Genomic DNA, 23,236 nt, shown 5'->3' on the forward strand with positions numbered 1-23,236 from the left:
CCGTGCCGACGTGCGGCGCCTGGCGTCGTCATGTCCGGCCGAGCCGTGCGAGGAGGTGAGACCGATGGAGAAGACCCACGACGAGGAGCTGCGCTCGGGCGCGACGCTCGCCTGCAACGACCACTGCATGTGCACGTGACCTGACCGCGTGCGACGCGGTCGCCGGGACCTCGCACAGGCGCGGGGACCGGTGGGGACGGCCGAGAGGGGGTGACGACGGTGGAGAAGACGAACGAGGAGGAGCTGCGCTCGGGCGCGACGCTCGCCTGCGAGAACAACTGCATGTGCACCTGACCGGCCCGGTCCCGGCGCCGGCAGGGCGCGGCGCCGGGACCGGTCCCGACCGCACGCCGTGCGCCCGTCCACGCCCCACGACGACCGTCGCCCCGGGCCCCCCAGGACCCGCCTGCCGAGAGGCCGCCATGTCGCAGCTACCCCTGTTCACGATCTTCGACCTGCCCCCGCGGCTCGACCTGTACGCGGCGCTGCGCCGGTGCGGCCCGCAGCGCGCCTGGGAGCTGATGCAGGAGCTGGCGGAGCACGACCGGCCCCGCTACGAGGCCGGGCTGGGCCCCGGCCAGGACGTCGAGTCCCTCGCGGCCCGTGCGCGGTCCGGCATGCGGTCGACGCCCGCCCTCGCGGGGCGCGACCTCGAGCAGGACGCGACGGCGTTCGCGCGCTACGGCCCCCGGCTGCAGCTGGAGTGCACCTACCTCGCGCTGTGGCTGGGCCGCCGCGAGGACCTCGACACCGTCGTCGAGGTCGTCGGGGCCGAGCACCTGCGGGACGCGCTCGCGGTCGGACGCGGCGTGCTCGCGCTGCCGTTCCACGTCGGGCCCTCGTACGCGGTGTCCCCGGTCCTGGCCCACCACGTGGCGACGACGGCGCTCTACAACCGCATGAACTTCGACGAGCTGGCGGCCGCCTTCTTCCCCGACCTGCCCATCGAGGCCCACCGCCTCGGCGACGGCGCCGCGTTCCGGCGCGCCGTCACGGCGCTGCGCGCGGGCCGGGCGTTCTCGATGTTCCCCGAGCTGGACCCGCGCGGGGTCGACCGGCACCACGAGCGCGTGCCGTTCCTCGGCACCACGGTCCTCGCGCCCCTGGGGCCCGCACTCCTGAGCCGGTCGACGGGGGCGCCGATGCTCCCGCTGGACCTGCGGCGCACGGGGGACGGCACGTTCCGGCTGACCTTCCACCCGCCGGTCGAGGCGCCGCGCGACGCGCAGGAGGACCTGCCGGCCGTGCGCGCGGTCTGGTCCGCGCTCGAGGACGTGCTGCTGGCCGGCGTCGTCGGCGAGTGGGAGATCTGGTTCGAGTTCGACGCGCTGCTGCCCGCCGCGCCGGTGCCCGCGTGAGCGGCACGGCGCCCGTCGTCGCCACGCAGCTGCGGCGGGAGTACCGGGACGGGGGAGGGGCCACCGTCGAGGCGCTGCGGGGCGTCGACCTGGAGGTCGCCGCCGGCGAGTCGCTCGCCGTGATGGGGCCGTCCGGTTCGGGCAAGTCGACGCTGCTGCACCTGCTCGGCGCTCTCGACACGCCGACGAGCGGGTCCGTGCGGCTGGCGGGCGAGGACGTCGCCGCGCTCTCGGCCGAGCAGCGCGCGGCCCTGCGGCGCCGGTACGTCGGCCTCGTCTTCCAGACGTTCGAGCTGGTCCCGTCGATGACGGTGCTGGAGAACGTCGCGCTGCGGGACGTCGTGGGCGGGCGCCCCGCCCGCGGGTGGCAGCCGGACGCCGTGGAGCTCCTCGAGCTGCTCGACCTCGGCGCCCTGGCGGAGCGGCGGCCGCACGAGCTCTCGGGCGGTCAGCAGCAGCGGGTCGCGGTCGCGCGTGCCGTGTACGGGAAGCCGCCCGTCGTGCTCGCGGACGAGCCGACGGGCAACCTCGACCAGGAGAACGGCGCGACCGTGCTGGACCTCCTGCTGTCCGCCGTCGAGGAGATCGCCGGGGCCTGCCTGGTGGTCGTCACGCACGACGCCGCGGTGGCGGCGCGCTGCGGGCGGGTGGTGGCGCTGCGCGACGGCCGGGTCGTCGACGAGCTGCGCACGCACGGTGCCCGTGCGGACATGGCGGCGGAGGGCGGTGACCCCGGTGCGGAGCGAGTTCGTCGATGGCTGGCGGCGCGTCCGTGACGACCGGCGGCGGCACCTCGCCGCCGCGGTCGCCCTGACGCTCGGCGTCGCGCTGCTCTTCGGCACCCTCGTGGCCGCCCGCTCGATCGGTGCGCAGCTGGCGGCCCAGGCGCAGTCCCTCGGCGGGCTGGGCGACGTGGGCGTCGTGCCCGAGCTCGCCGGGACCACGATGGACGAGGGCGCCGCGACCGGGCTCGCGGTGCTCGACGACGTCCGGCTGGCGGTGCCGACGTTCAGCTCGCGCACGTCCGTCCGGGGTGCCGGGCAGGACGAGGCCGAGCGGCTCGTCGTCACCGGCTACCCCGTCGAGCTGGGCGGGCAGCTCCCGCGCCTGCGCGTGGACGGCCGGCTGCCGGGGGACGGCGGCGCGGAGGTCGCCGTCCCGGACGACGTCGCGCAGCGGCTCGGCGTGACCACGGGCGACACCGTCGAGCTCGCGGGGGCACGGGGGGTCCACACCTTCACGGTCGTCGGCGTGCTCGCCGGCGGCGAGCTGGGTGCGCTCGCGGTCGACAACGTGTTCGTCGACCTGCCCCGCGCCCAGGAGCTGTTCGCCGAGCCGGGCCGGCTGACCCGCGTCGACCTGCTGCTGAGCGGGGGCACCGACCCCGGGCGCTGGGCGGTGCGGCACGCGGAGCACCTGCCCGAGGGCACGCAGGTGCAGGACACCGCCGCCCTGGCCACCGCGGCCGCGCCCCTGCTCGCGACCCTCACCGCCGTCCTGGTGGGTGTGTCGGTCGCGACGCTCGTGGTCGCGTCCCTGCTGGCCTCGTCCGCCTTCGGCACCGTCCTGCTGGCGCGGCGGCCCGCGTTCGCGGTGCTGCGCGCGACGGGCGCCCCGCGGGGGTGGCTCGCCCGCTCGGTCGTGGCCGAGGTGCTCGTCGTCGCGGTGCCCTGCGTCGTGCTCGGCCTCGCGCTGGGGCTCCTCACCGGCCGGGCGCTGGAGGGGTTCCTGGCGTCCGCGGGCAACCTGCCCGCCGGGCCCGGCGGCGTGCCGGCGTGGGCGGTGCCGCTGACCGCGGCGGTCGGGGTCGTCGCCGCCCTGCTCGGCGCCGTCCGGCCCGCCCGCAGCGCCGTGGCGGTGGACCCGGTCCGGACGCTGCGCGGGGAGCCGGGGACGTCGGCGCGCCGCGCGCCGGGGCGGGTGCGGCGGGTCGCCGGTGCGGCCCTGGTCCTGGCCGCGCTCGCGCTCGCGGTGCTGCCCGTCCGGCCCGCCGGCCTCGCGCTCGTGGGGGCGCTCGGGGCCGTCACGGCGGCGCACCTGCTCGCGCCGGACGCGCTGCGCCTCCTCGCCGGCCGGGTCGCCGGCTCGTGGGCCACCCGCCTCGCGCGGGGACGCGCGCTCGACGGGGCCCTCGGCGGGGTGGCCGCGACGTGCGCCGCCGTGGTGGCCCTCGGGGTCGCGTGCACGGTGGCCGTGGGCTCGGTGGGCGCCGCGACGGTGCGGCAGATCGGCGTGCAGTTCGGGGCCGACGTGCAGGTCGTGCTCCCCGTCCCGGTGACGGACGACGAGCTGACGCGGCGGGTCGCCGCGGTGCCCGGCGCGGGGACGGTCGCCGGGACGGCCACCGCCGACGCACTGGTCCGGGCGGGGACCGGCGAGGCCCGGGTGACGGTGCTCGCGGTCGAGCCGGAGCAGTACTTCCAGGTCGCGGACCTGCCCTGGTCCGAGGGGGAGCCGGACCGGGCGCGCGCGGCGCTGGCCGCGGGAGGCGCGGTCGTGCTCCCCGTCGCCCTCGCGCGGGAGCTCGGCGCCCGGGTCGGCGAGCCGGTCACGGTGGAGCGCGAGGGCGCCCGCGTGCAGCTCGTCACGGCGGGGACCTACGCGTCGCTGTCGACGGGTCTGCAGGTCGTCGTCGACCGCCGGGCCGCCGCGGCGCTCGGCGTGGAGGGGACCCGCCAGTGGTTCGTGCGCGCGTCGCCGGGCTCGGACGTGCGCGCGCTGCGGGACGCGGTGGCGTCCGAGGTCGCCGACGTGCCGGGCGCGGTGGTCCTCACCGCCGCCGACATGCGCGCCCGCGCCCAGCGCGAGCTCGCGACCTACTCCGCCGCGGTCCTGGCGGTGGTCGTGCTCATGCTCGTGCTCGGTGCCGTCGGCTCCGCGGGCGTGCTGAACGTGGCGGTGCTGGCCCGCTCCCGCGAGCTGGCGGTGCTGCGGGCCACCGGTGCCGGCGCACGGGACCTGCGGTCGTCGGTGCTGCGGGAGGCGGTCCTCGTCGCCGGGTCCGCGGTCGTCCTCGCCGTCCCCGTCGGGCTGCTCGCCGGCGTGCTGCTCACCGACGCCGTCGGCGCGATGCTGCGCACGTCCGTGACCCCGCGGCCGACGGTGTGGCCGCTCGTCGTGGTCGTCGCGCTGACGTTCGTGGCGATGGCGGCCGCGGCCGTCGGCCCCGCGCGACGGGCCGCGCGGGTCGACCCCGTCGTCGCGATGAGGGCCTCGTGACGGCCGTCGCGGGGCCTGGGGCGCGCCCGCAGGTCCGCGACTCCGTCGTCGTGCTCACCGACGGCCGGCGCGTGCAGTTCCGCTGCCTCATGGAGCTGCGGGTCAAGGAGTTCACCGTGCCGCCGTTCGTGGTCGACCTCATCCCGCGGCTGGACGGCACGCGCACCGTGCCGGAGCTCGCCGCGGAGCTCGCGGGCTCGGACGGGTTCACGCCCGGGCGGCTCGACGACGTCCTGCGCACGCTCCGCGACGAGGGCCTGCTGCGGCGCGCCGAGGTCGGCGCGGGCGACGACCGCCACGAGCGGCAGCGGCGCTTCCTCGCCGAGCTCATCGACGTGCACGACGAGCTGCCGACCTCGGCGGCGCAGCTGCAGGCCCGTCTGACCGGGGGCACGGTCGCCGTCGTGGGCGTCGGCGGCGCCGGCTCCTGGCTGCTGCACTCGCTGGCGCTCGCGGGCGTCGGCCGCCTCGTGCTCGTCGACCCGGACCGGGTGGAGGTGACGAACCTCAACCGGCAGATGCTCTACGGGGACGGCGACGTCGGCGCCGCGAAGGTGGACGCCGCGGCGGCCGCGCTGCGCCGGGTCGCACCGGGCGTCGAGGTCGTGGGGCACCCGGTGCACGTGGAGCGGCCGGGCGACCTGGCACCGCTCGTCGAGGGCGCCGACCTCCTGGTCTGCTGCGCGGACCGGCCCAGCGTCAGCCTCGCGTCCGACCTCGTCGCGACCGTCGCCCACGCCACCGGCACGCCGCACGTCGTGGGCGGCGCGTACGGGGCCAACCTGGGCGTGCCGGGCACGAGCGTCATCCCCGGCCGGACGGTGTGCTGGGCGTGCGTGCGCCAGGCGACGGCGGACGACCACGGCACGCGCGCGCTGCGTCCGCTCAAGGGCCGCGGCGCGGGGTCGGGCAGCATCGGCGCCGTCACCGCCTTCGTCGCCGCGGTCATGGCGTGGGAGTCCTTGCGCCTGCTCCTGGGCGTGCCGCCGGCGCTCGCCGACCAGGTGCGCGAGCTCGACGTCATGACGCTGGAGTGGCGCGTCCGCCCCGTGCAGGGGCGTCCGGGGTGCGCGACGTGCGCCGGCCCCGGCCGGCTGCGGGAGCCGTCGTGAGCGCCGGGCCGGGGGCGCGGCGCGACCTGCTGCGCCGGCTGCGGGCGCCCCGGGCGGCGCTGGGCCTGGCGGCGCTCGCCGGGCTCGGTGCGGCCGCGGCGACCCTCACGCAGCCGGTCCTCGTGCGGCACGTCGTCTCGGGCGTCGAGGCGGGGGAGCCCGTCGGCACCTGGGTGGGTGCGCTGGTGGCCGCGCTGCTGGCGGCCGGCCTGCTGGCCGGTGCGCAGCTGTGGGGGGTGCACCGCGCCGTCGAGCAGGTCGTGCTCGGGCTGCGGCGCGAGCTCGCGGCCGGGGTCCTGCACGCCCGCGTGGACGCCCTCGCGTCGACCCGGACCGGCGACGTCGTCTCCCGGATGACCGCGGACACCGCGGCCGTCCGGACCTCGCTCGCGCAGTGCGCGTCGGCGGTGCTCGGCGCGGCGCCGCTGCTGGTCGGGGCACTGGCCGCGATGTTCGTCGTCGACGTGCCGCTGGCGCTGGTCACGGTGGCGGTCGTCGCGCTGGCGGCCGTGGCCGTGCTGCTGCTGGTGGGCAGGGTCGAGCGGGCGAGCGCCGAGCTGAGGACGGCCTCGGGCCGCCTGTCGGAGGCGTTCGAGCGCAGCGTGCGCGGGCTGCGCACGATCCGCGTCAGCAACGCGACCGACCGGGAGACGGCGGCCGTCGGGCGGAGGGCGGAGGAGGCGGCCTCGGCCGGGCTGGCGCTCGCCCGGGCCGTGGTGGTCATCTCCCCGGTGTCGACCGTGACGGTGCACCTGGCCGTCCTCACGGTCCTGGGCGTCGGGGGCGTACGGGTCGCGGTGGGCGGGCTGCCGGTCGGTCGCCTCGTGGAGTTCGCGCTCTTCGCCTTCCTCATGGTCGTGCCGCTCAACCAGTGCTTCGCCGCCGCCGGGGCGTTCGCGGAGGCCGCCGGCGCGGTCGGCCGGGTCCGGTCGGCGGCCGCGCTGCCGGCCGAGCCGCGGCTGCCCGTGGGGCGGGAGGGGACGCCGCCGGTGGTGGCCCCCGGTCCGGGACCGGTCGGCGTGGAGCTCGAGGGCGTGTCGTACGCGTACCCGGTCGAGGACGGCCCGCCGCGCGCCGCGCTCGACGGGCTGGGCCTCGCGGTGGCCGCCGGCACCCGCCTGGCGGTGGTCGGCCCCAGCGGTGCGGGCAAGTCGACGCTGCTCGGCCTGCTCGCCCGGCTGCACGAGCCGACGGCCGGCCGCATCCTGCTCGACGGCCACGACGTGCGCGACCTGCCCGTCGACCGGCTGCGGGGCCTGCTCGGCTACGTCGAGCAGGACGCACCGGTCCTGAGCGGCACGCTGCGCGAGAACCTCACGCTCGCCGCGCCGGGCGCCGACGACGAGCGCTGCCGGCGGGTGCTCGACGCGGTCGGCCTGGCGGACGTCGTGGAGCGCGCGGGCGGGCTCGACGCCGACGCGGGCGAGGCCGGCCGCGCCCTGTCCGGCGGGGAGCGGCAGCGGCTCGCCCTGGCCCGGTCGCTCGTCGCGCAGCCGCGGCTGCTGCTCCTGGACGAGGCGACGTCCAGCCTGGACGGCGAGAGCGAGCGGCGGGTCCTGGACGCCGTGCGCGCGGTGGCGCGCACCTGCACGGTCGTCGTGGTGGCGCACCGGCTGTCGACCGTCCTCGACTGCGACGAGATCGTCCTCGTCGACCGCGGCCGGGTCGTGGACCGCGGCACGCACGACGAGCTGGTCGCACGTCAGCCGCTGTACCGCCGCATGGTCGCGGGCCAGCTCGTCGCGGAGCCGGTGCCGTGACGCGCCGGACGGTGCTGCTCGCACCCGAGACGTTCAACCTCGCGGAGACGACGCGCGCGATCCAGGTCGCCCGTGCCCTGGGCGACCGGCACCGGTGCGTGGTGGCCGGGTACAGCGAGCGCTACGCCGGCCTCGTGCGCGACGCCGGGCTGGAGTACCGCGCCCTGCAGCCGCGGCTGACGGACCGCCAGGCCGACCAGCTGCTGCGGGTCGACCAGATGCGCGGCGTCCGGCACCCGTTCGACGTGCCGACGGTGCGCGCCCGCGTCGCGTCCGAGGTCGCGCTGATCCGGGAGCTCGACGCCGCGGCCGTCGTCATCGGGATGACGCTCACGCAGCTCGTGTCCGCCCGTGCGGCCGGGGTGCCGCTCGTGCACGTCAAGCCCTGGGCGTTCAGCGTCCCGCACCTCGCGCGCCTGCGGCACGTGCCGCTGTCCGGCGGGACGACGCCGGCGGGCCGGGCGCTGGACCGGGCGGCCGCGCGCGTCACCCGTGCCGTCGCGCCGCACGTCACGGCGAGGCCGCGCGCCTTCGACGTGGTCGCACGGGAGCACGGCGTGCGCCTGCCACGGCCGACGGTGCACGCGCTCGAGGCCGACCTGAACCTCCTGACGTCGATGACCGGGTTCGTCGAGGACGTCCCGCTGCCCCCGGGGTACGCGCACGTCGGCCCGGTGTTCGCGCGGCTGGGCGGCGCGCTGCCGGACGCGGTGCGGTCCGCGGTCGAGGCCTCGACGCGGCCCGTCGTCTACCTCGGGCTCGGCAGCTCCGCCGACCGGCGCCTCGTCGTGCGTGCCGTGCGCGCCCTCGCCGCGATGCCGGTGACCGTCGTCGCGCCGGTCGGGCACTACCTGGACGCGCCGACCCGTGCGCGGCTCGCGGCCGAGCTGGGGCCGCACGTGCTGCTGACCGACCTGCTGCCCACGCACGAGGTGCTGCCGCTCGTCGACGCCGCCGTGCTGCACGGCGGCGAGGGCACGGTCCAGGCGGCGGTCGTGCAGGGCGTGCCGTTCGTCGGCATCGGGCTGCAGATGGAGCAGCGCTGGAACGTCGACGAGTGCGTGCGGCACGGTGCGGCGCTGGCCGCCCGGCCCCGCGACGTCGGCACGCCCCGCCTGCGGGCGCGCGTGGCCGCCGTGGTGCGCGACCCGGCCCTGCGGGCGGGCGCGCGACGGCTGCAGGGCCTGCTGCACGGCGTCGACGGCGCGACCCGCGCCGCCGACGAGATCCATCGCCTCGTCACCTCGGGGCGACCACGAGGAGAGGAGAGCACGTGCACGCCTTGAGCACGGACATCCGCCGGACCGTCGCCCAGATCGCGTCCTACGACCTCGACGAGATCGAGGACGGGCACCGTCTCGCCGACGACCTCGGCTTCGACTCGATCATGCTGATGGACCTGTTCGCGACCCTCGCGCGCACCTACCCGGGCGTGCGCGCGATCGACCCGTCGTGGGCGACGCGCCGCGACCTGACGTTCGGGCTGCTCGAGCTCGAGCTGCGCACCCTGCTCGGCGCCCTGCCGGCGCCGCCGGCCCCCCGCCTCCGCCTGGACGGCACCCCCGAGGTCACGCAGTTCCACGACATGCTCGCCGAGCAGCCCGCGCTGCCCTACTTCGCGCCGCGCGACGCCGTCGCCGCGCGCGTGCTGCGCCGGGACGGCACCGAGCTGGTGACGTTCTCGCTCTACAACTACCTCGCGACGAACGGGCACCCGCGCGTCACGGCGGCCGTCCGCGCGGCGGTCGAGCGGTACGGCACGTCCGTCTCCGCGAGCCGGCTCATCGGCGGGGAGGTGCCGCTGCACGCCGAGCTCGAGCGGGCCGTGGCGCGGTTCGTCGGCGCCGAGGACGCCCTCGTCCTCGTCGGCGGCCACGCGACCAACGTCAGCGTGCTGGGGCACGTGGCCGGGGCCGACGACCTCGTCCTGCACGACGCGCTGGCCCACAACAGCCTCGTCCAGGGCGCGCTGCTCTCGGGCGCACGGCGCAAGCCGTTCCCGCACAACGACGCCGCCGCGCTGGACCGGGAGCTGCAGCGGGTGCGGGGCCGGTTCCGCCACGTCGTCGTCGCGGTCGAGGGCGCGTACAGCATGGACGGGGACCTGTGCCCGCTGCCCGAGCTGCTCGACGTGGTCGAGCGGCACGACGCCTTCCTCCTCGTCGACGAGGCCCACTCCGTGGGCACCGTCGGACCGGGCGGGCGGGGCGTGTGCGCGCACTTCGGTGTCGACCCGGCCCGGGTCGACCTCCTCATGGGGACGCTGAGCAAGGCGTTCAACAGCTGCGGCGGCTACCTGGCGGGCAGCCGGCGGCTCGTGGAGTACCTGCGCTACACCCTGCCGGGCTTCGTGTTCAGCGTCGGCATGACCCCGCAGAACGCCGCCGCCGCGCTGGAGTCGATCCGGCTGCTGGAGGAACGACCGGAGATGGTCGACGAGCTGACGGCCGTGGCCGACCGGCTGCGCGCGGGGGTGCGTGCGCTCGGGCTGGACGCGGGGCGCAGCGACGCCACGCCGATCGTGCCGGTGATCGCGGGCGACTCCGCGACCGCCCTCGCGTGGTCCGTCGCTCTCGCCGACCGCGGCGTCGACGTCGCGCCGATCCTGTACCCCGCGGTGCCGGACGAGCTGGCACGGCTGCGGTTCTTCGTGTCCCGCGCGCACACCGACCACGACGTGGCGCACGCGCTGGCCGCGCTCGCCGAGGTGGCGGTGCCGCGATGAGGTACGCGCAGATCCAGCGGCGCCGCGCGCAGGCGGCGCCGCCGTCCGGCCGGCCCGCGTCGGTACGCCTGCTCGTGCGGGCCGCGCACGCGCTCGGCACCCGCAGCACGCCGCTGCTCGCGCTGTCGGTGCTCGACGCCCTGCCGGGGTACGTGCGCCACGTCGTGCTCGGGCTGGTCGACCGGCACTTCCCCGACGGCGACCTGTCCCCGCGGCCGGGCGCCGACCTGCCGACGCACCACGACTTCGTGTCCCTGGCCCGTGCCGTCGACGTGGTGAGGGACGGGCCCGCGGGGCCGGCGCTGGACGCCGCCTACCGGCGCGGGGCCGGCGGCACGTCGCCCCTGCGCCGCCGTGCGGCGGCCGACCACGCGCGCGTCCGCGACCTGGTGGAGCGCGCGCGGACGGGGGCCGGCGGGCGGGGCCTGCGCCGCGACGACGTCCGCTACCTGCTGGTCCTGGCCGGGTACGTCGCCGAGCTCGAGCGGATGTCCTTCACCGGCCGCGTGGCCCCGTCGTTCCCGGCGGACTTCTACTCGGACCTCGGCGCGCTGGCGTTCGACCTGTACACGCGGCGCCCGTTCGAGCGGCTCCTGCGCCGCCTGCAGCCGCGCACCCTCCTCGACGTGGGCTGCGGCGAGGGCCGGCACCTGGGTGCGGCTGCCCGCGCCCTGCCCGGGCTGCGCCGGGCGGTGGGCGTCGAGCGGCAGCCGCACGTCGCGGAGTCGGCGCGGCGGCGCGTGGCCGCCCACCCCGGGGTCGAGGTCGTGGAGGGGACCTTCGGGGACGAGCCCGTCGTCGAGACCTTCGACGTCGCGCTGTCCAGCTTCATGGTCTTCTACCTGACGGCCGAGCAGCGGGCGCGCCTGTACGCGCGGGTGCGCGACTCCCTCAACCCCGGCGGCACGTTCGTCCTCGGGCAGTACTTCCCGGACGTCGAGCACATGCAGGAGGTCCTCGTGCGGGACCGGTCGCCGCTGCCGGGGCTCCAGCTCGCCCTGTGCGCGGTCGGCAACGTCCTCGTCCGCGCGGAGGCGCTCCTCAACCGGACGCTGTCGGACTTCGCCTCGGTCGCCTACTGGCAGGAGACGGTGGACGAGCTCGCGGCGGCGGGTCTCGTGGTCGACGAGGTCCTGCCCGCCGACTCGATGTACTACTCCTGGTTCGTCCTGGCCCGCCGCGCCGAGGACGTGCGCGGCACTGCGGCCCCCGTGCTCGAGGAGGTGACCGCGTGATCGTCGCGCAGGACCTGGTGAAGACGTACGCGACCGGCGGTGCGGGCGGCACGCCCGTCCTGCACGGCGTGGACCTGCACGTCCGGCAGGGGTCGTTCTGCACGATCCTCGGCCCGTCGGGCTCCGGGAAGTCCACGCTGCTGTCGTGCCTGTCGGGGCTCGAGCCCGTGGACGCCGGCTCGGTGCGGGTCGGCGGCCGCGACGTGCACGGCATGTCGCGCCGCGAGCGGGACGCGTTCCGCCGCGACGGCATCGGGTTCGTCTTCCAGGACCACAACCTCATCGGCGACCTGACGCTGCTGGAGAACATCGGCCTGGACCGCGCGGTCCGCACCGAGGTCGAGCAGACGGCGCACGCGTGGGGGATCGGGCACGTGCTGCACCACTTCCCCGCGCACTGCTCCGGCGGGCAGCGGCAGAAGGCCGCGATCCTGCGCGCGCTCAACAAGCGGTCCGACGTCCTGTTCTGCGACGAGCCCACGGGCGCGCTCGACGCCGCGTCCGGGCGGGACGTGCTCACGGTGCTGCAGGACCTGAGCCGGACCGCGGGCGTGACGGTCGTGATGATCACGCACAACGAGAAGGTGACCGCGATCAGCGACCACGTCGTGCGCCTGCGCGACGGGCGGGTCACGCACGAGACGCGCCCGGTCCCGGCCGACGCGCGCGAGGTCGACTGGTGAGCGCCCCGCTGCGCCGGCACCTCGCACGCCGGGTGCTGCGCCGGGCCCGCCGGTCCTGGGCGGACCTGCTCACCATCGGGCTCGTCGTCGTGGCCGGCTTCGGCCTGGCCAACACGTTCGTGGTGGCGTCCTCGAGCGTCCTGGCGGGTCTGCACGCCTTCGCGGAGGACCACCGGCAGGAGGCGGGGCAGTTCCAGCTCGGTCCCCGTGCCGACGGACGGGACGGGCTGCTCGCGCAGGACGGCGTCGAGCTCGTCCGCAGCGTGGACCTGGGCGGGGTCGCGGAGGCGTCGGTCCGGGTCTTCCCGCCGCGGGCGGAGGTGAACACCTACCAGGTCGTCGCGGGCCGCGACCTGCGCGACGGTGACGACCTGCTGCTCGACGCCCGGTTCGCCGACCACCACGGGCTGGTGCCGGGGGAGCGGGTCCGGCTCGGCGACGACGAGTACCACCTGGCCGGTCTCGCCACGGCGCCCGACTACATGACGACCAAGAGCAGCGAGCTGGAGCTGCAGCCGAACCCCGACCGGTTCGGCATCGGCTTCGTCCCGGCGCCGACGTTCGACGACCGGTACGCGGCCCGGGCGTCGGAGTACGTGGCGGTGCACGACGCGGCGACGTTCGACCGCCTCGTCACCGACCTCGACCCCGTGATGGTGCGCGACGCCGCGAACAACTCGCGCATCCAGCAGGTGCTGGGGGACTCGGAGGCGCCGCGCGACCTGGCGGTGCTGATCTTCGCCGTGTTCACCGCGGTCGTCGTCGCGCTGCTCGCGGTCTACCACTTCGAGACGCGGCGGTCGGAGGCGGCGGCGCGGGCGACCTTCGACCGCCTGGGGCTCGGGAGCGCGACCGCGCCGCACTACCGCGTGGAGACCGCCGTGACGCTGGTCCTGGCGTGGGCCGTCGCGACCGCCGTCTGCGCGGTGGCGGCCCGTCCGGTCATGGGGATCAACGGTGCGCTCTACAACTACCCGCGGATCGAGCTGGACGGCGCCGTGCTCTGGTCCCTCAGCCTCGGCACCCTCGTGCTGCTCCTGCTGGCGGACCTGGTGGTGCAGCGTCTCGTGGCCCGCCCGCCCGTCCGGTCGGCGCGGCGCCGGGCCCTCGTCCGCGCGCCGCGCCCGTCGACCCTGGGGCTGCGGGCCGTGCGCGACGTCGGCCTGCGGCTGCGTGTGGTCACGGCCGCGCGCGCCCCGCGCGAGCCCCTCTCCCTCCTCGTGCTCGTCGCCGTCGTCGCGCTGTTCGTCAACTTCGCGCTGCTCCTGAAGACGTCGGTCGACGAGTGGGTGGCGTCCCTCGCGGACGACACGCCCTACTCCCGCATGTACCTGGCGGCCGCCGGGCCACCGGCCCGCGACCGGCCCGACGACGAGCCCGCGCTCATGTCGACGCTGTACGACGCCGAGGGGGTCGCGCAGGTCGTGCTGACCGTCGCACCCGGGTCGCGCATGTTCCCGGTGGGGGAGGACGGGGCCACCGTCACACGCGCGTTCGCGGAGAAGTACGACGTCGCCGCGGGCGACACCGTGCGGCTCGCGGACGCCACCGGCACCCGGGCCTTCCGCTTCGAGGTCGCGGCCGTCGCCGGCAGCCGGACGTCCGCGATGGTGTACGACGTCGACCCCGACCTCGCCCCGCCGACGACCGCCGACGGCGGCGCGGCGGCGGCGCTGCCGGTCCTGTTCACGGCCGGCGCGCACCCCGACCTGGAGGACGTGGTGCCGACCGTGAGCCGGGAGGCCGTCGTGTCGTCGGGGGCGCAGATCGTGCGCATCATCGACGCCCAGGTCTCGCTCCTCGTGGGGATCGCGCTCGCGATGCTCGTGCTGCTGCTGTGGTCGGTGTACCGCTTCACGCACGCGACGCGCGCGGACATGGTGCGCGTCCTGCGCCAGAACGGCATCGGCGCGGCGGGCGTCAACCGGGCGCTGTTCGGCTTCACGGTGCCCGCCGTGGTGCTCCTCGTCGCCCTGGCCTACCTGGGTGCGCGGGTCATGGTGCGGGAGTTCTTCGACCGGATCATGGCGACGTTCACGTCGTACGTGCCGGCCAGCGCCGCCCCGGTGCCGCTGCTGGTGACGACCGCGGTGGTGCTCGCGACGTTCGCCGTCGTGGCCTGGCGCTCGCGCACCCGGGTGGCCCGCGCATGAGCCGGCGACGGGTCGTCGTCACGGGCATGGGCGTCGTGAGCCCGCTCGCGGTCGGTGCGGACGCGTTCTGGGCGGCCCTGCTCGCCGGCCGGACGTCGTTCACGCCGTCGGCGGTCGAGGGCGTCAGCCTCGTCTCGGTCGTGCCGCCGGGGTGGGACGACGGGTGGCCCCCACGGGTGCGCCGCTACACGGACCGGTGCACGCGAATGGCCCTGCGCGCCGCCCAGGAGGCGCTGGCGCAGGCGGACGTGGACCCGGGCCGGCTCGCGGACGCGGGCGTGTACGTCGGGAGCTCGATCGCGGGCGTCGGGACGCTGTCGGAGGAGTTCAGCGAGTCGGCCGTGCACGGCCTGCGCCGGATGACCCCGCTCGTGGTGCCCAAGGCCCTGATGAACATGATCGCGGCGAACCTCTCGATCCACGTCGGCGCCCGCGGGGAGGCGCTCACGTACGCCTCCGCGTGCGCCTCCGGCACGGTCGCGATCGGCGAGGCGTACCGGCGCGTGCGGGACGGGGACGTCGACGTCGCGCTCGCGGGCGGGGCGGAGGCGTGCGTCGTCGACCAGGTGCTGGAGCCGTTCCGGCAGCTGGGGGCCATGACGTCGTCGGACGACCCGGGTGCGGCGTCCGTCCCGTTCTCGCGGCACCGGTCCGGCTTCGTCATGGCCGAGGGCGCCGCGATGTGCGTGCTGGAGGACCGCGACGCGGCACTCGCCCGGGGTGCGCGGGTGCTGGGCGAGGTGCGGGGCTACCACGGCACGTCCGACGCCCGCTCGCTGCTGGCGCCCGACGTGGACGGCATGCGGCGGGCGATGCAGGGTCTGCTCGCGCGGGCGGACCTCGACCCGCAGGACGTCGGGTACGTGAACGCGCACGGCACGTCCACCCCGCTCAACGACGCGCTCGAGGGGCAGGCCATCGGCAGCGTGCTGCCGCACCGGCCGCTCGTGTCGTCGACGAAGTCGGCGTACGGCCACCCGTTCGGTGCGGCGGGCGCGTTCGAGGTGGTCGCGTGCCTGCTGGCGCTGCGCGACCGGGTGGCGCCCGCGACCGTGAACGTCCTGCCCGAGCACGTCGACCCCGAGATCGACCTCAACCTCGTGCTCGAGGGGCCGGCGCCGTTCACGGCACCGTTCGCGGTGTCGAACTCGTTCGCGTTCGGGGGGCACAACGCCTCCATCGCGCTGGCACGCTGACGCAGGAGGCGGTGCCCGTGCGGTGCCTGCCGCGGAGCGCGTCGTCGCGGGGCGCGCGGGGCCGCCGTCGACGTGCGCCGGCCCCGCGTAGAGTGGAACCCCGTGGCGCTCACCATCGGCATCGTCGGACTGCCCAACGTCGGCAAGTCCACCCTCTTCAACGCGCTGACGCGCGCGCAGGTCCTCGCGGCGAACTACCCGTTCGCGACGATCGAGCCGAACGTGGGCGTCGTCCCGCTGCCGGACCCGCGCCTGGACCGGCTCGCGGAGATCTTCGGCTCGGAGCGGGTCCTGCCCGCGACCGTGTCCTTCGTCGACATCGCCGGCATCGTGCGCGGCGCGAGCGAGGGCGAGGGCCTGGGCAACAAGTTCCTCGCCAACATCCGGGAGGCGGACGCGATCTGCGTCGTGACGCGCGCGTTCGCCGACCCGGACGTCGTGCACGTCGACGGCCGCGTCTCGCCGAAGGACGACATCGAGACGATCCACACCGAGCTCGTCCTCGCGGACCTGCAGACGCTCGAGAAGGCCGTGCCGCGCCTGGAGAAGGAGGTGCGGGCGAAGAAGGCCGACGCCGCCGAGCTCGCCGCGGCGCAGAAGGCGCTCGCCCTCCTCGAGCAGGGCACGACCCTGTTCCAGGGCGCGGCGGCCGCAGGCCTCGACCTGGCGGACCTCGCGTCCTTCCAGCTGATGACGACGAAGCCCTTCATCTACGTCTTCAACACCGACGACGAGGGCCTGGCGGACACCGCGATGCAGGCGGACCTGCGCGCGCACGTCGCCCCCGCCGACGCCGTGTTCCTCGACGCGAAGTTCGAGTCCGAGCTCGTCGAGCTCGAGCCCGACGAGGCGCGCGAGATGCTCGAGGCGAACGGCCAGGAGGAGGCGGGCCTCGACCAGCTCGCCCGGGTCGGCTTCCACACCCTCGGCCTGCAGACGTACCTGACCGCGGGGCCGAAGGAGTCGCGCGCCTGGACGATCCGCCGGGGCTGGACGGCCCCGCAGGCCGCGGGCGTGATCCACACCGACTTCCAGAAGGGCTTCATCAAGGCGGAGGTCGTCTCGTTCGACGACCTCGTCGAGGCGGGCTCGGTCGCGGCGGCGCGCGCGGCGGGCAAGGCCCGCATCGAGGGCAAGGACTACGTCATGGCCGATGGCGACGTCGTGGAGTTCCGTTTCAACGTCTGACGTCACCCTGCGTTACCGCAGCGTTGCGTCTCAGTTTCTGAGACGTACTGCCCAGTATCGAATCCGTAACGATCGATTCACCTCGGGTGGCCTGTCCCATATGTCGGGATTTGCCGATGTACTCTCGCCTGCATCCATCGTGGATGTCCGGTCATGAGTGTGCCTCTCGGCAGCGCCCGGACGCCATGCCCGTCAGGAGGAACATTGAGGACGACACGCAGGTCAACGACCGTCGTGGCGCTCGCCGCGACGGCACTCGTGCTCGCCGCGTGCACGAGCCCCGAGGCGGACGGTCCGGCCGCCAGCCCTTCGGAGTCGCAGGGCGGCGAGGCCAGCACGACCGCCAAGGAGGACCTCGGGATCACCGAGACCGCCGAGGGTGAGATCTTCTACTCGATCGGCCAGGACGAGTGGACCGGGTACAACGCGTTCACCGCGGACACCTACTCGACGTACAACTCGGCCGTGAGCGACCGCCTGAACCCGGGCGGCTTCTTCTACTTCGGCACCGACGGCACGATCTACCCGAACGAGGAGTTCGGCACCGCCGAGGTCGTCTCCGGGCTCGAGGGTGACGACCCGCTCGTCATCGAGTACACGGTGAACGACGGCGTCGAGTGGTCGGACGGCAACCCGATCGACTACGCCGACTTCCTCTTCGAGTGGGTGTCGCAGAACCCGGCGTGGCTCTCCCCGGACCCCGAGAACCCGGTGTTCAACCACGTCTCGGGCACGGACTACACGCAGACCAACGTCCCCACCGGCCCGCAGGGCGAGAGCGGCGACCTCTCCTTCACGGTCGAGTACGCCGAGAAGTACCCGGACTGGAAGCTCATCACCGGCGCCTACCTGCTGCCCGCGCACGTCGTCGCGGAGCAGATCGGCATCACCGAGGAGGAGCTCGTCGAGGCGATCAAGAACGAGGACGTCGCGACGATCACCCGCGCCGCCGAGTTCTGGAACAACTGGCTCTCCCCGACGCCGGGCGAGCTCCCCGACCCGGCCATCGCGCCGTCGGGCGGCCCGTACCAGCTCATGGAGGGCGGCTGGACCGCCGGCCAGTCGATCACGCTCGAGGCGAACCCGAACTACTGGGGCACGCCGCCCGCGACCGACCGGATCACGATCCGCTTCCTCGCGGCCGACGCGCACCTGCAGGCGCTCGCCAACGGTGACCTCAACGTCATCGAGCCGCAGGCGACGGTCGACACGATCAGCCAGCTCGAGGGCCTGGGCGACCAGGTCGAGGTCCAGACGGGCCAGTCGCTGACGTGGGAGCACCTCGACTACAACTTCAACAACGGGGTCTTCTCCGACGCGGAGGGCGGCCTGGCCGCTCGCGAGGCGTTCGCGCTCTGCGTCCCGCGCCAGCAGATCGTCGACACGCTGATCAAGCCGGTCAACGAGACGGCGACCGTCATGAACGCGCGTGAGGTCTTCCCCTTCCAGGACGACTACGACGAGGTCGTCGAGGCCTCGTACGACGGCCGCTACGACGAGGTCGACATCGACGCCGCCAAGGCGAAGCTCGAGGAGGCCGGCGTGACCGCGCCCGTCACGGTCCGCATCGGCTACTCGGCGCCCAACCCCCGTCGTACGGAGGAGGTCGCCCTGATCAAGGCCAGCTGCGACCAGGCCGGCTTCGACATCCAGGACGTGGGCTCGGCGGACTTCTTCTCCAACGCGCTCCCGAACGGTGACTACGAGGTCGCGCTCTACGCCTGGGCCGGCTCGGGCCAGATCGCCTCGGGTCAGAACATCTACTCGACGAACTACCCGCAGAACTACGGCGGGTACTCGAACCCGGCGGTCGACGAGGCGTGGAGCACGCTCGCCGCGTCGCTCGACCCCGAGGTGCACCTCGAGCAGACGAAGATCATCGAGAAGGAGCTGTGGGACACGCTGTACGGCATCCCGCTCTTCGCTCACCCCGGTGTCGTCGCTCACACGACGGACGTCCAGAACGTCCGCTTCACCGCGACGCAGAACGGCGCTCTCTGGAACGCCGAGCAGTGGCAGCTCGCCGAGTGAGCTGACCCGCCGCTGACGACGCCGCCGGCCTGAGCCCGGCGTGCGCGGCACGCACGGTGGGGCAGGGGTCCGCCCCCTGCCCCACCGTGCTCGCGTGGGCGCGTACAGTGCGTCATCGATCCGTGGGCCCGGGTCCGCCGGGGCGCCGCTCGGCGCCCGGCGGACGACCCCCGAACCGGGCGATATGAAGGGTTCGAAGCGTTGACCAGATTCATACTGCGCCGCCTGGGCATCTCCGCCCTGGTGCTGCTCGGCGGCTCGGTGCTCATGTTCGTGCTCACGATCAACTCGGGCGACCCGCTCCAGGACCTGCGTGAGTCGAACGACCCCAACCGCGACAACCTGATCGCCCAGCGGATCACGACCATGGGTCTCGACCTGCCGTGGTACCAGCGGTACTGGCAGTGGCTCAGCGGGGCCGCGGGCTGCCTGGTCGGGCGCTGCGACCTCGGCACCAACCGCGCGGGCGTCGACGTGATGAGCATGCTCGAGAACGCCGCCAGCGCGACGCTGCGCCTGGTGGTCCTGGCGACGCTGCTCGCGATCGTCGCGGGTGTCGCCTTCGGCATCCTCACCGCGATCCGGCAGTACTCCGGCTTCGACTACGTCATCACCTTCTTCGCCTTCCTCTTCTTCTCGCTCCCCGTGTTCTGGGCGGCCGTGCTGCTCAAGGAGTACGGCGCCATCCGGTTCAACGACTGGATCGCGGACCCCTCGGTGAGCCTGCTGACGACGCTGCTCATCGCGCTCGTCGTGGGAGTCGTGCTCCAGGGCGCGCTCGGCGGGGACACGCGTCGCCGGCTCATGACCGCCGGCGGAGGCGCCGTCTTCGTCTTCGCGGCCATCACCTACTTCGACGCCGTGGACTGGTGGCGCCGCCCGGCGCTCGGCCTGCCGGTCGTCGCGCTCGTCAGCATCGGCGCGGGCGCGCTGATGGTGGCGCTCACCAGCGGGTTCGGGAACCGTCGCGTCGTGAACGCCGTCGGGGCGACGGTGGGCCTCGGCCTCGTGGCCTACGTCGCGCTCGGCGGCGTCCTGGCGGACCCGTCCTGGCCGATCCTGCTCGGGCTCTACGCCGCGTCCGTCGCGGTCGCCCTCGCGTGCGGGTGGTTCCTCGGCGGCTTCTCGCGGCGCACCGCGATGTGGGCCTCGTTCGTGACCGCCACCGTCATGGCGGGCGCGGTCGTCCTGGACAAGGCGCTCAGCGCGTGGTCCGGCTACCTCGGGCTCCAGCCGCGCCCGATCTCCACGATCGGCTCGCAGACGCCCAACTTCGTCGGCACGTTCTGGCAGGACTTCCTCGACAAGGGGACGCAGCTCATCCTGCCGACCGTCGTCCTCACGCTGATCTCCCTCGCGTCGTACACCCGCTACACGCGCGCGTCGATGCTCGAGGTGCTCGAGCAGGACTACGTGCGCACGGCGCGGGCCAAGGGCCTGAGCGAGCGCGAGGTCATCACGCGCCACGCGTTCCGCAACGCGCTCATCCCGCTGACCACGATCGTCGCGTTCGACTTCGCCGGCCTCATCGGCGGTGCGGTCATCACCGAGGCGGTCTTCGGCTGGAAGGGCATGGGGGAGCTGTTCCGGACCGGTCTGAACCAGGTCGACCCGGGCCCCGTCATGGCGTTCTTCCTCGTCACCGGCGTCGCGGCCGTGGTCATGAACATGCTGGCCGACATCAGCTACGCCTTCCTCGACCCGCGGATCCGGCGGTGAGCCCCGTGACCAGCGCGGCCCACCCCGTCCCCACCGCGACCGGAGCGCACCATGAGTGAGCGGAACACACCCGAGGCCATCGTCCCCCTCCCGACCGGCCAGCAGGCCGACCCCGGCAACCAGCAGCCGACGAGCCGGGTGGAGGACGACCTCCAGGGCGCCACCACCGACAAGTCGTACTCGCAGGGCCAGCTCGCGCTGCGCCGGTTCCTCCGGCACCGCGCGGCGATGATCTCCCTCGGGATCCTGCTGTTCATCACGGTGCTCGCGTTCACGTCCATCGGGGTCGGTCCGATCCCCGGCTGGTGGAAGTTCAGCTACACGCAGCCGGTCGAGGTCATCAACGGCGGACGGCCCACGCTCTCGCTGTGGCCGTTCCGCATCGGCGAGCACCCCTTCGGACAGGACACGATCGGGCGCGACTGGTTCGCCCTCGTCATGCGCGGGACGCAGCGCTCGCTCATCATCGCGTTCGTCGTCGGGATCGTCTCCACGCTCATCGGCACGGCGGTCGGCGCGCTCGCCGGCTACTACCGCGGCTGGGTCGAGGCGCTCCTCATGCGCATGACCGACCTGCTCATCGTCATCCCGCTGCTCGCACTCGCCGCCGCGCTGGGCCAGATCTCCGGCGGCCGCAACATCGTGGTGCTGGCGCTCGTCCTGGGGCTGGTGACCTGGACCGGGCTGGCGCGCCTCGTGCGCGGCGAGATCCTCTCGCTGCGCGAGCGTGAGTTCGTCGCCGCGGCCCGCGCCGTCGGCACCTCGCCCGCGCGCATCATCGTCAAGCACATCCTGCCGAACACGCTCGGCACGATCATCGTCGCGGCGACGCTCTCGATCGCCTCGGCGATCCTGCTCGAGACCTCGCTGTCCTACCTGGGCTTCGGCGTGAAGCCGCCGGACACCTCGCTGGGCCTCCTGATCTCGGACTACCAGAACGCCTTCACGTCGCGGCCGTGGCTGTTCTGGTGGCCCGGCCTCTTCATCCTCGGCATCGCCCTCACCGTGAACTTCATCGGCGACGGCCTCCGCGACGCGTTCGACCCGCGCCAGAACAGGAAGAAGGACTGATGACGGTCACCCCCAGCGTCGGCAGCACGCCGATCGACGGCCGCGTCCTGAGCTTCGACGACCTCGACGTGCGGTTCACCACCGAGTTCGGGTCGGTCCACGCGGTCAAGGGCATCTCGCTCGAGGTGCGCCCCGGCGAGGTCGTCGCCCTCGTCGGCGAGTCGGGCTCCGGCAAGTCGGTCACGTCGATGACGGCGCTCGGCCTCCTGCCGAAGAACGCCCGCGTGGGCGGGTCGGTGGAGGTCGCCGGCAAGTCGGTCGGGTCGCTCGACCGCCGCGAGCTGCGGCGGCTGCGCGGCAACGACGTCGCGATGGTCTTCCAGGAGCCGATGACCGCGCTCAACCCGGTGCTGACGATCGGGCTCCAGATGAGCGAGGCGCTCGAGCTGCACGGCATCGCGTACGGGCAGGCCGCGCTGGAGCGCGCGGTCGAGCTGCTGCGGATGGTGGGCATCCCCGAGCCGGAGCGACGGGTCAAGCAGTACCCGCACGAGCTCTCGGGCGGTCAGCGGCAGCGCGTCGTCATCGCGCTCGCCATCAGCTGCAACCCGAAGGTGATCATCGCCGACGAGCCGACGACGGCCCTCGACGTCACCGTGCAGGCGGAGATCCTCGACCTCCTGCGGTCGCTCAAGGACCAGCTCGACACCGGCATCCTGCTCATCACCCACAACATGGGCGTCGTGGCGGACATGGCCGACCGCGTGGCCGTCATGTACAAGGGCGAGATCGTCGAGCGGGGCACCGTCGACGACGTGCTCAACCGGCCGCAGCACGCGTACACGCGGCGGCTCCTCGGAGCCGTGCCCCACCTCGGTCGCGGCCCGGGCCAGTTCGGCACGGCGCGCGGTGCCGCGGAGTCCGTCGACCTCACGGGCGTGCCCGCGCTCGAGGTCAAGAACGTCGTCATCGAGTACCACCGCATCGGCAAGCCGCCGTTCCGGGCCGTCGACGACGTGACGTTCGACGTCAAGCAGGGCGAGGTCGTCGGGCTCGTCGGGGAGTCGGGCTCGGGCAAGTCGACCCTCGGCCGGGCGGCGCTCGGCCTCATCCCGGCGACGAGCGGCGAGGTCACGCTGTTCGGCGAGCGCTTCACGGGGATGAAGGCGAAGGACGCGAAGCGCCTGCGCCGCCGCATCGGCGTCATCTTCCAGGACCCGGCCGCGTCCCTGAACCCGCGCCTGCCGATCGGCGACGTCATCAGCGAGCCGATGATCGTGCACGGCGTGGGCGACCGCCGCTCGCGGCAGAAGACGGTGTACGAGCTGCTCGACGCGGTGCACCTGCCGCGCAGCGTCTTCAACCGCTACCCGCACGAGCTCTCGGGCGGTCAGCGGCAGCGCGTCTCCGTGGCCCGGGCGCTGACGCTCGAGCCGGAGCTGCTCGTGGCCGACGAGCCGACGTCGGCGCTGGACGTGTCCGTCCAGGCCAGCGTGCTCGCGATGTTCACCGAGCTGCAGGAGCGGTACCGGTTCGCGTGCCTGTTCGTCTCGCACGACCTCGCGGTCGTCGACCTGCTGGCGCACCGCGTGGTCGTGCTCCGGGACGGCCGGATCGTCGAGCAGGGTGAGCGCGAGGAGGTGCTCCAGCGCCCGCGCGAGGAGTACACGCAGCGTCTGCTCGCCGCGGCGCCCGTGCCCGAGCCGGGGGAGCAGCGCCGTCGGCGCGAGGAGCGGCACCGCCTGCTCCAGAGCTTCGGCGACGAGGTCACGGCGCTGCAGGTGGACCCGGAGCGCCAGCACGGCGCGCTCGACGACAGCACCCGCGAGTAACCGGCCCACGGAGG

The 23,236-nt window shown here is 74.7% G+C and carries 16 protein-coding genes; all 16 read left to right on the plus strand.

The genetic code is table 11. The features are described from left to right. Positions 1 to 422 precede the first annotated feature (422 nt). The 16 genes from FB586_RS08125 to FB586_RS08200 all read left to right on the plus strand — a co-directional run bounded on the left by FB586_RS08125 (position 423) and on the right by FB586_RS08200 (position 23,222). The gene (locus FB586_RS08125; protein ID WP_136518786.1) at positions 423 to 1,358 is read left to right on the plus strand and encodes a lysophospholipid acyltransferase family protein; all 936 of its coding nucleotides are present in this window, start codon (positions 423 to 425) and stop codon (positions 1,356 to 1,358) included. Continuing rightward, positions 1,355 to 2,134 carry an ABC transporter ATP-binding protein gene (locus tag FB586_RS08130; RefSeq protein ID WP_136518787.1) on the plus strand — a complete coding sequence of 260 codons (780 nt, stop codon included), beginning with the start codon at positions 1,355 to 1,357 and terminating at the stop codon, positions 2,132 to 2,134. The genes FB586_RS08125 and FB586_RS08130 overlap by 4 nt, the downstream gene beginning before the upstream one ends. Next, positions 2,085 to 4,577 (plus strand): ABC transporter permease, encoded by a 2,493-nt coding sequence (locus FB586_RS08135; protein ID WP_168800495.1) that lies wholly within the window; start codon positions 2,085 to 2,087, stop codon positions 4,575 to 4,577. The genes FB586_RS08130 and FB586_RS08135 overlap by 50 nt, the downstream gene beginning before the upstream one ends. Then, a complete protein-coding gene (locus FB586_RS08140) occupies positions 4,574 to 5,689 on the plus strand; it encodes a HesA/MoeB/ThiF family protein (RefSeq protein ID WP_136518789.1) in 1,116 nt (371 codons plus the stop codon). The genes FB586_RS08135 and FB586_RS08140 overlap by 4 nt, the downstream gene beginning before the upstream one ends. Beyond that, on the plus strand, positions 5,686 to 7,449 hold the full coding sequence (locus tag FB586_RS08145) for an ABC transporter ATP-binding protein (RefSeq protein ID WP_168800496.1): 1,764 nt from the start codon (positions 5,686 to 5,688) through the stop codon (positions 7,447 to 7,449). The genes FB586_RS08140 and FB586_RS08145 overlap by 4 nt, the downstream gene beginning before the upstream one ends. Beyond that, positions 7,446 to 8,735 carry a glycosyltransferase gene (locus FB586_RS08150; RefSeq protein ID WP_136518791.1) on the plus strand — a complete coding sequence of 430 codons (1,290 nt, stop codon included), beginning with the start codon at positions 7,446 to 7,448 and terminating at the stop codon, positions 8,733 to 8,735. Before FB586_RS08145 ends, FB586_RS08150 begins: the two co-directional genes overlap by 4 nt. Then, the gene (locus FB586_RS08155; protein ID WP_136518792.1) at positions 8,723 to 10,174 is read left to right on the plus strand and encodes an aminotransferase class I/II-fold pyridoxal phosphate-dependent enzyme; all 1,452 of its coding nucleotides are present in this window, start codon (positions 8,723 to 8,725) and stop codon (positions 10,172 to 10,174) included. Before FB586_RS08150 ends, FB586_RS08155 begins: the two co-directional genes overlap by 13 nt. Then, positions 10,171 to 11,409 carry a class I SAM-dependent methyltransferase gene (locus FB586_RS08160; protein ID WP_136518793.1) on the plus strand — a complete coding sequence of 413 codons (1,239 nt, stop codon included), beginning with the start codon at positions 10,171 to 10,173 and terminating at the stop codon, positions 11,407 to 11,409. The genes FB586_RS08155 and FB586_RS08160 overlap by 4 nt, the downstream gene beginning before the upstream one ends. Further along, the gene (locus FB586_RS08165; RefSeq protein ID WP_136518794.1) at positions 11,406 to 12,092 is read left to right on the plus strand and encodes an ABC transporter ATP-binding protein; all 687 of its coding nucleotides are present in this window, start codon (positions 11,406 to 11,408) and stop codon (positions 12,090 to 12,092) included. Before FB586_RS08160 ends, FB586_RS08165 begins: the two co-directional genes overlap by 4 nt. Continuing rightward, positions 12,089 to 14,245 carry an ABC transporter permease family protein gene (locus FB586_RS08170; RefSeq protein WP_222928316.1) on the plus strand — a complete coding sequence of 719 codons (2,157 nt, stop codon included), beginning with the start codon at positions 12,089 to 12,091 and terminating at the stop codon, positions 14,243 to 14,245. Before FB586_RS08165 ends, FB586_RS08170 begins: the two co-directional genes overlap by 4 nt. Continuing rightward, positions 14,242 to 15,441, plus strand: coding sequence for a beta-ketoacyl-[acyl-carrier-protein] synthase family protein (locus tag FB586_RS08175; RefSeq protein WP_136518795.1), 1,200 nt, complete (start codon positions 14,242 to 14,244; stop codon positions 15,439 to 15,441). Before FB586_RS08170 ends, FB586_RS08175 begins: the two co-directional genes overlap by 4 nt. A 102-nt stretch (positions 15,442 to 15,543) precedes the next feature. Then, positions 15,544 to 16,629 carry a redox-regulated ATPase YchF gene (gene ychF / locus FB586_RS08180; protein WP_136518796.1) on the plus strand — a complete coding sequence of 362 codons (1,086 nt, stop codon included), beginning with the start codon at positions 15,544 to 15,546 and terminating at the stop codon, positions 16,627 to 16,629. 204 nt (positions 16,630 to 16,833) lie between these two features. Further along, positions 16,834 to 18,660, plus strand: coding sequence for an ABC transporter family substrate-binding protein (locus FB586_RS08185; protein WP_370741055.1), 1,827 nt, complete (start codon positions 16,834 to 16,836; stop codon positions 18,658 to 18,660). A 201-nt stretch (positions 18,661 to 18,861) separates the two neighbouring features. Next, positions 18,862 to 20,379: an ABC transporter permease gene (locus tag FB586_RS08190; RefSeq protein ID WP_136518798.1), complete on the plus strand. Its 1,518-nt coding sequence runs from the start codon at positions 18,862 to 18,864 to the stop codon at positions 20,377 to 20,379. Between the two features lie 51 nt (positions 20,380 to 20,430). After that, positions 20,431 to 21,450: an ABC transporter permease gene (locus tag FB586_RS08195; protein WP_136518799.1), complete on the plus strand. Its 1,020-nt coding sequence runs from the start codon at positions 20,431 to 20,433 to the stop codon at positions 21,448 to 21,450. Beyond that, complete coding sequence (locus FB586_RS08200) at positions 21,450 to 23,222, plus strand: ABC transporter ATP-binding protein (RefSeq protein WP_136518800.1); 1,773 nt, start codon at positions 21,450 to 21,452, stop codon at positions 23,220 to 23,222. The genes FB586_RS08195 and FB586_RS08200 overlap by 1 nt, the downstream gene beginning before the upstream one ends. The last annotated feature ends 14 nt before the right edge of the window (positions 23,223 to 23,236 follow it).

It is taken from the genome of Cellulomonas telluris (genome assembly GCF_004886325.1).
GTDB classification, from domain to species: domain Bacteria; phylum Actinomycetota; class Actinomycetes; order Actinomycetales; family Cellulomonadaceae; genus Cellulomonas; species Cellulomonas telluris.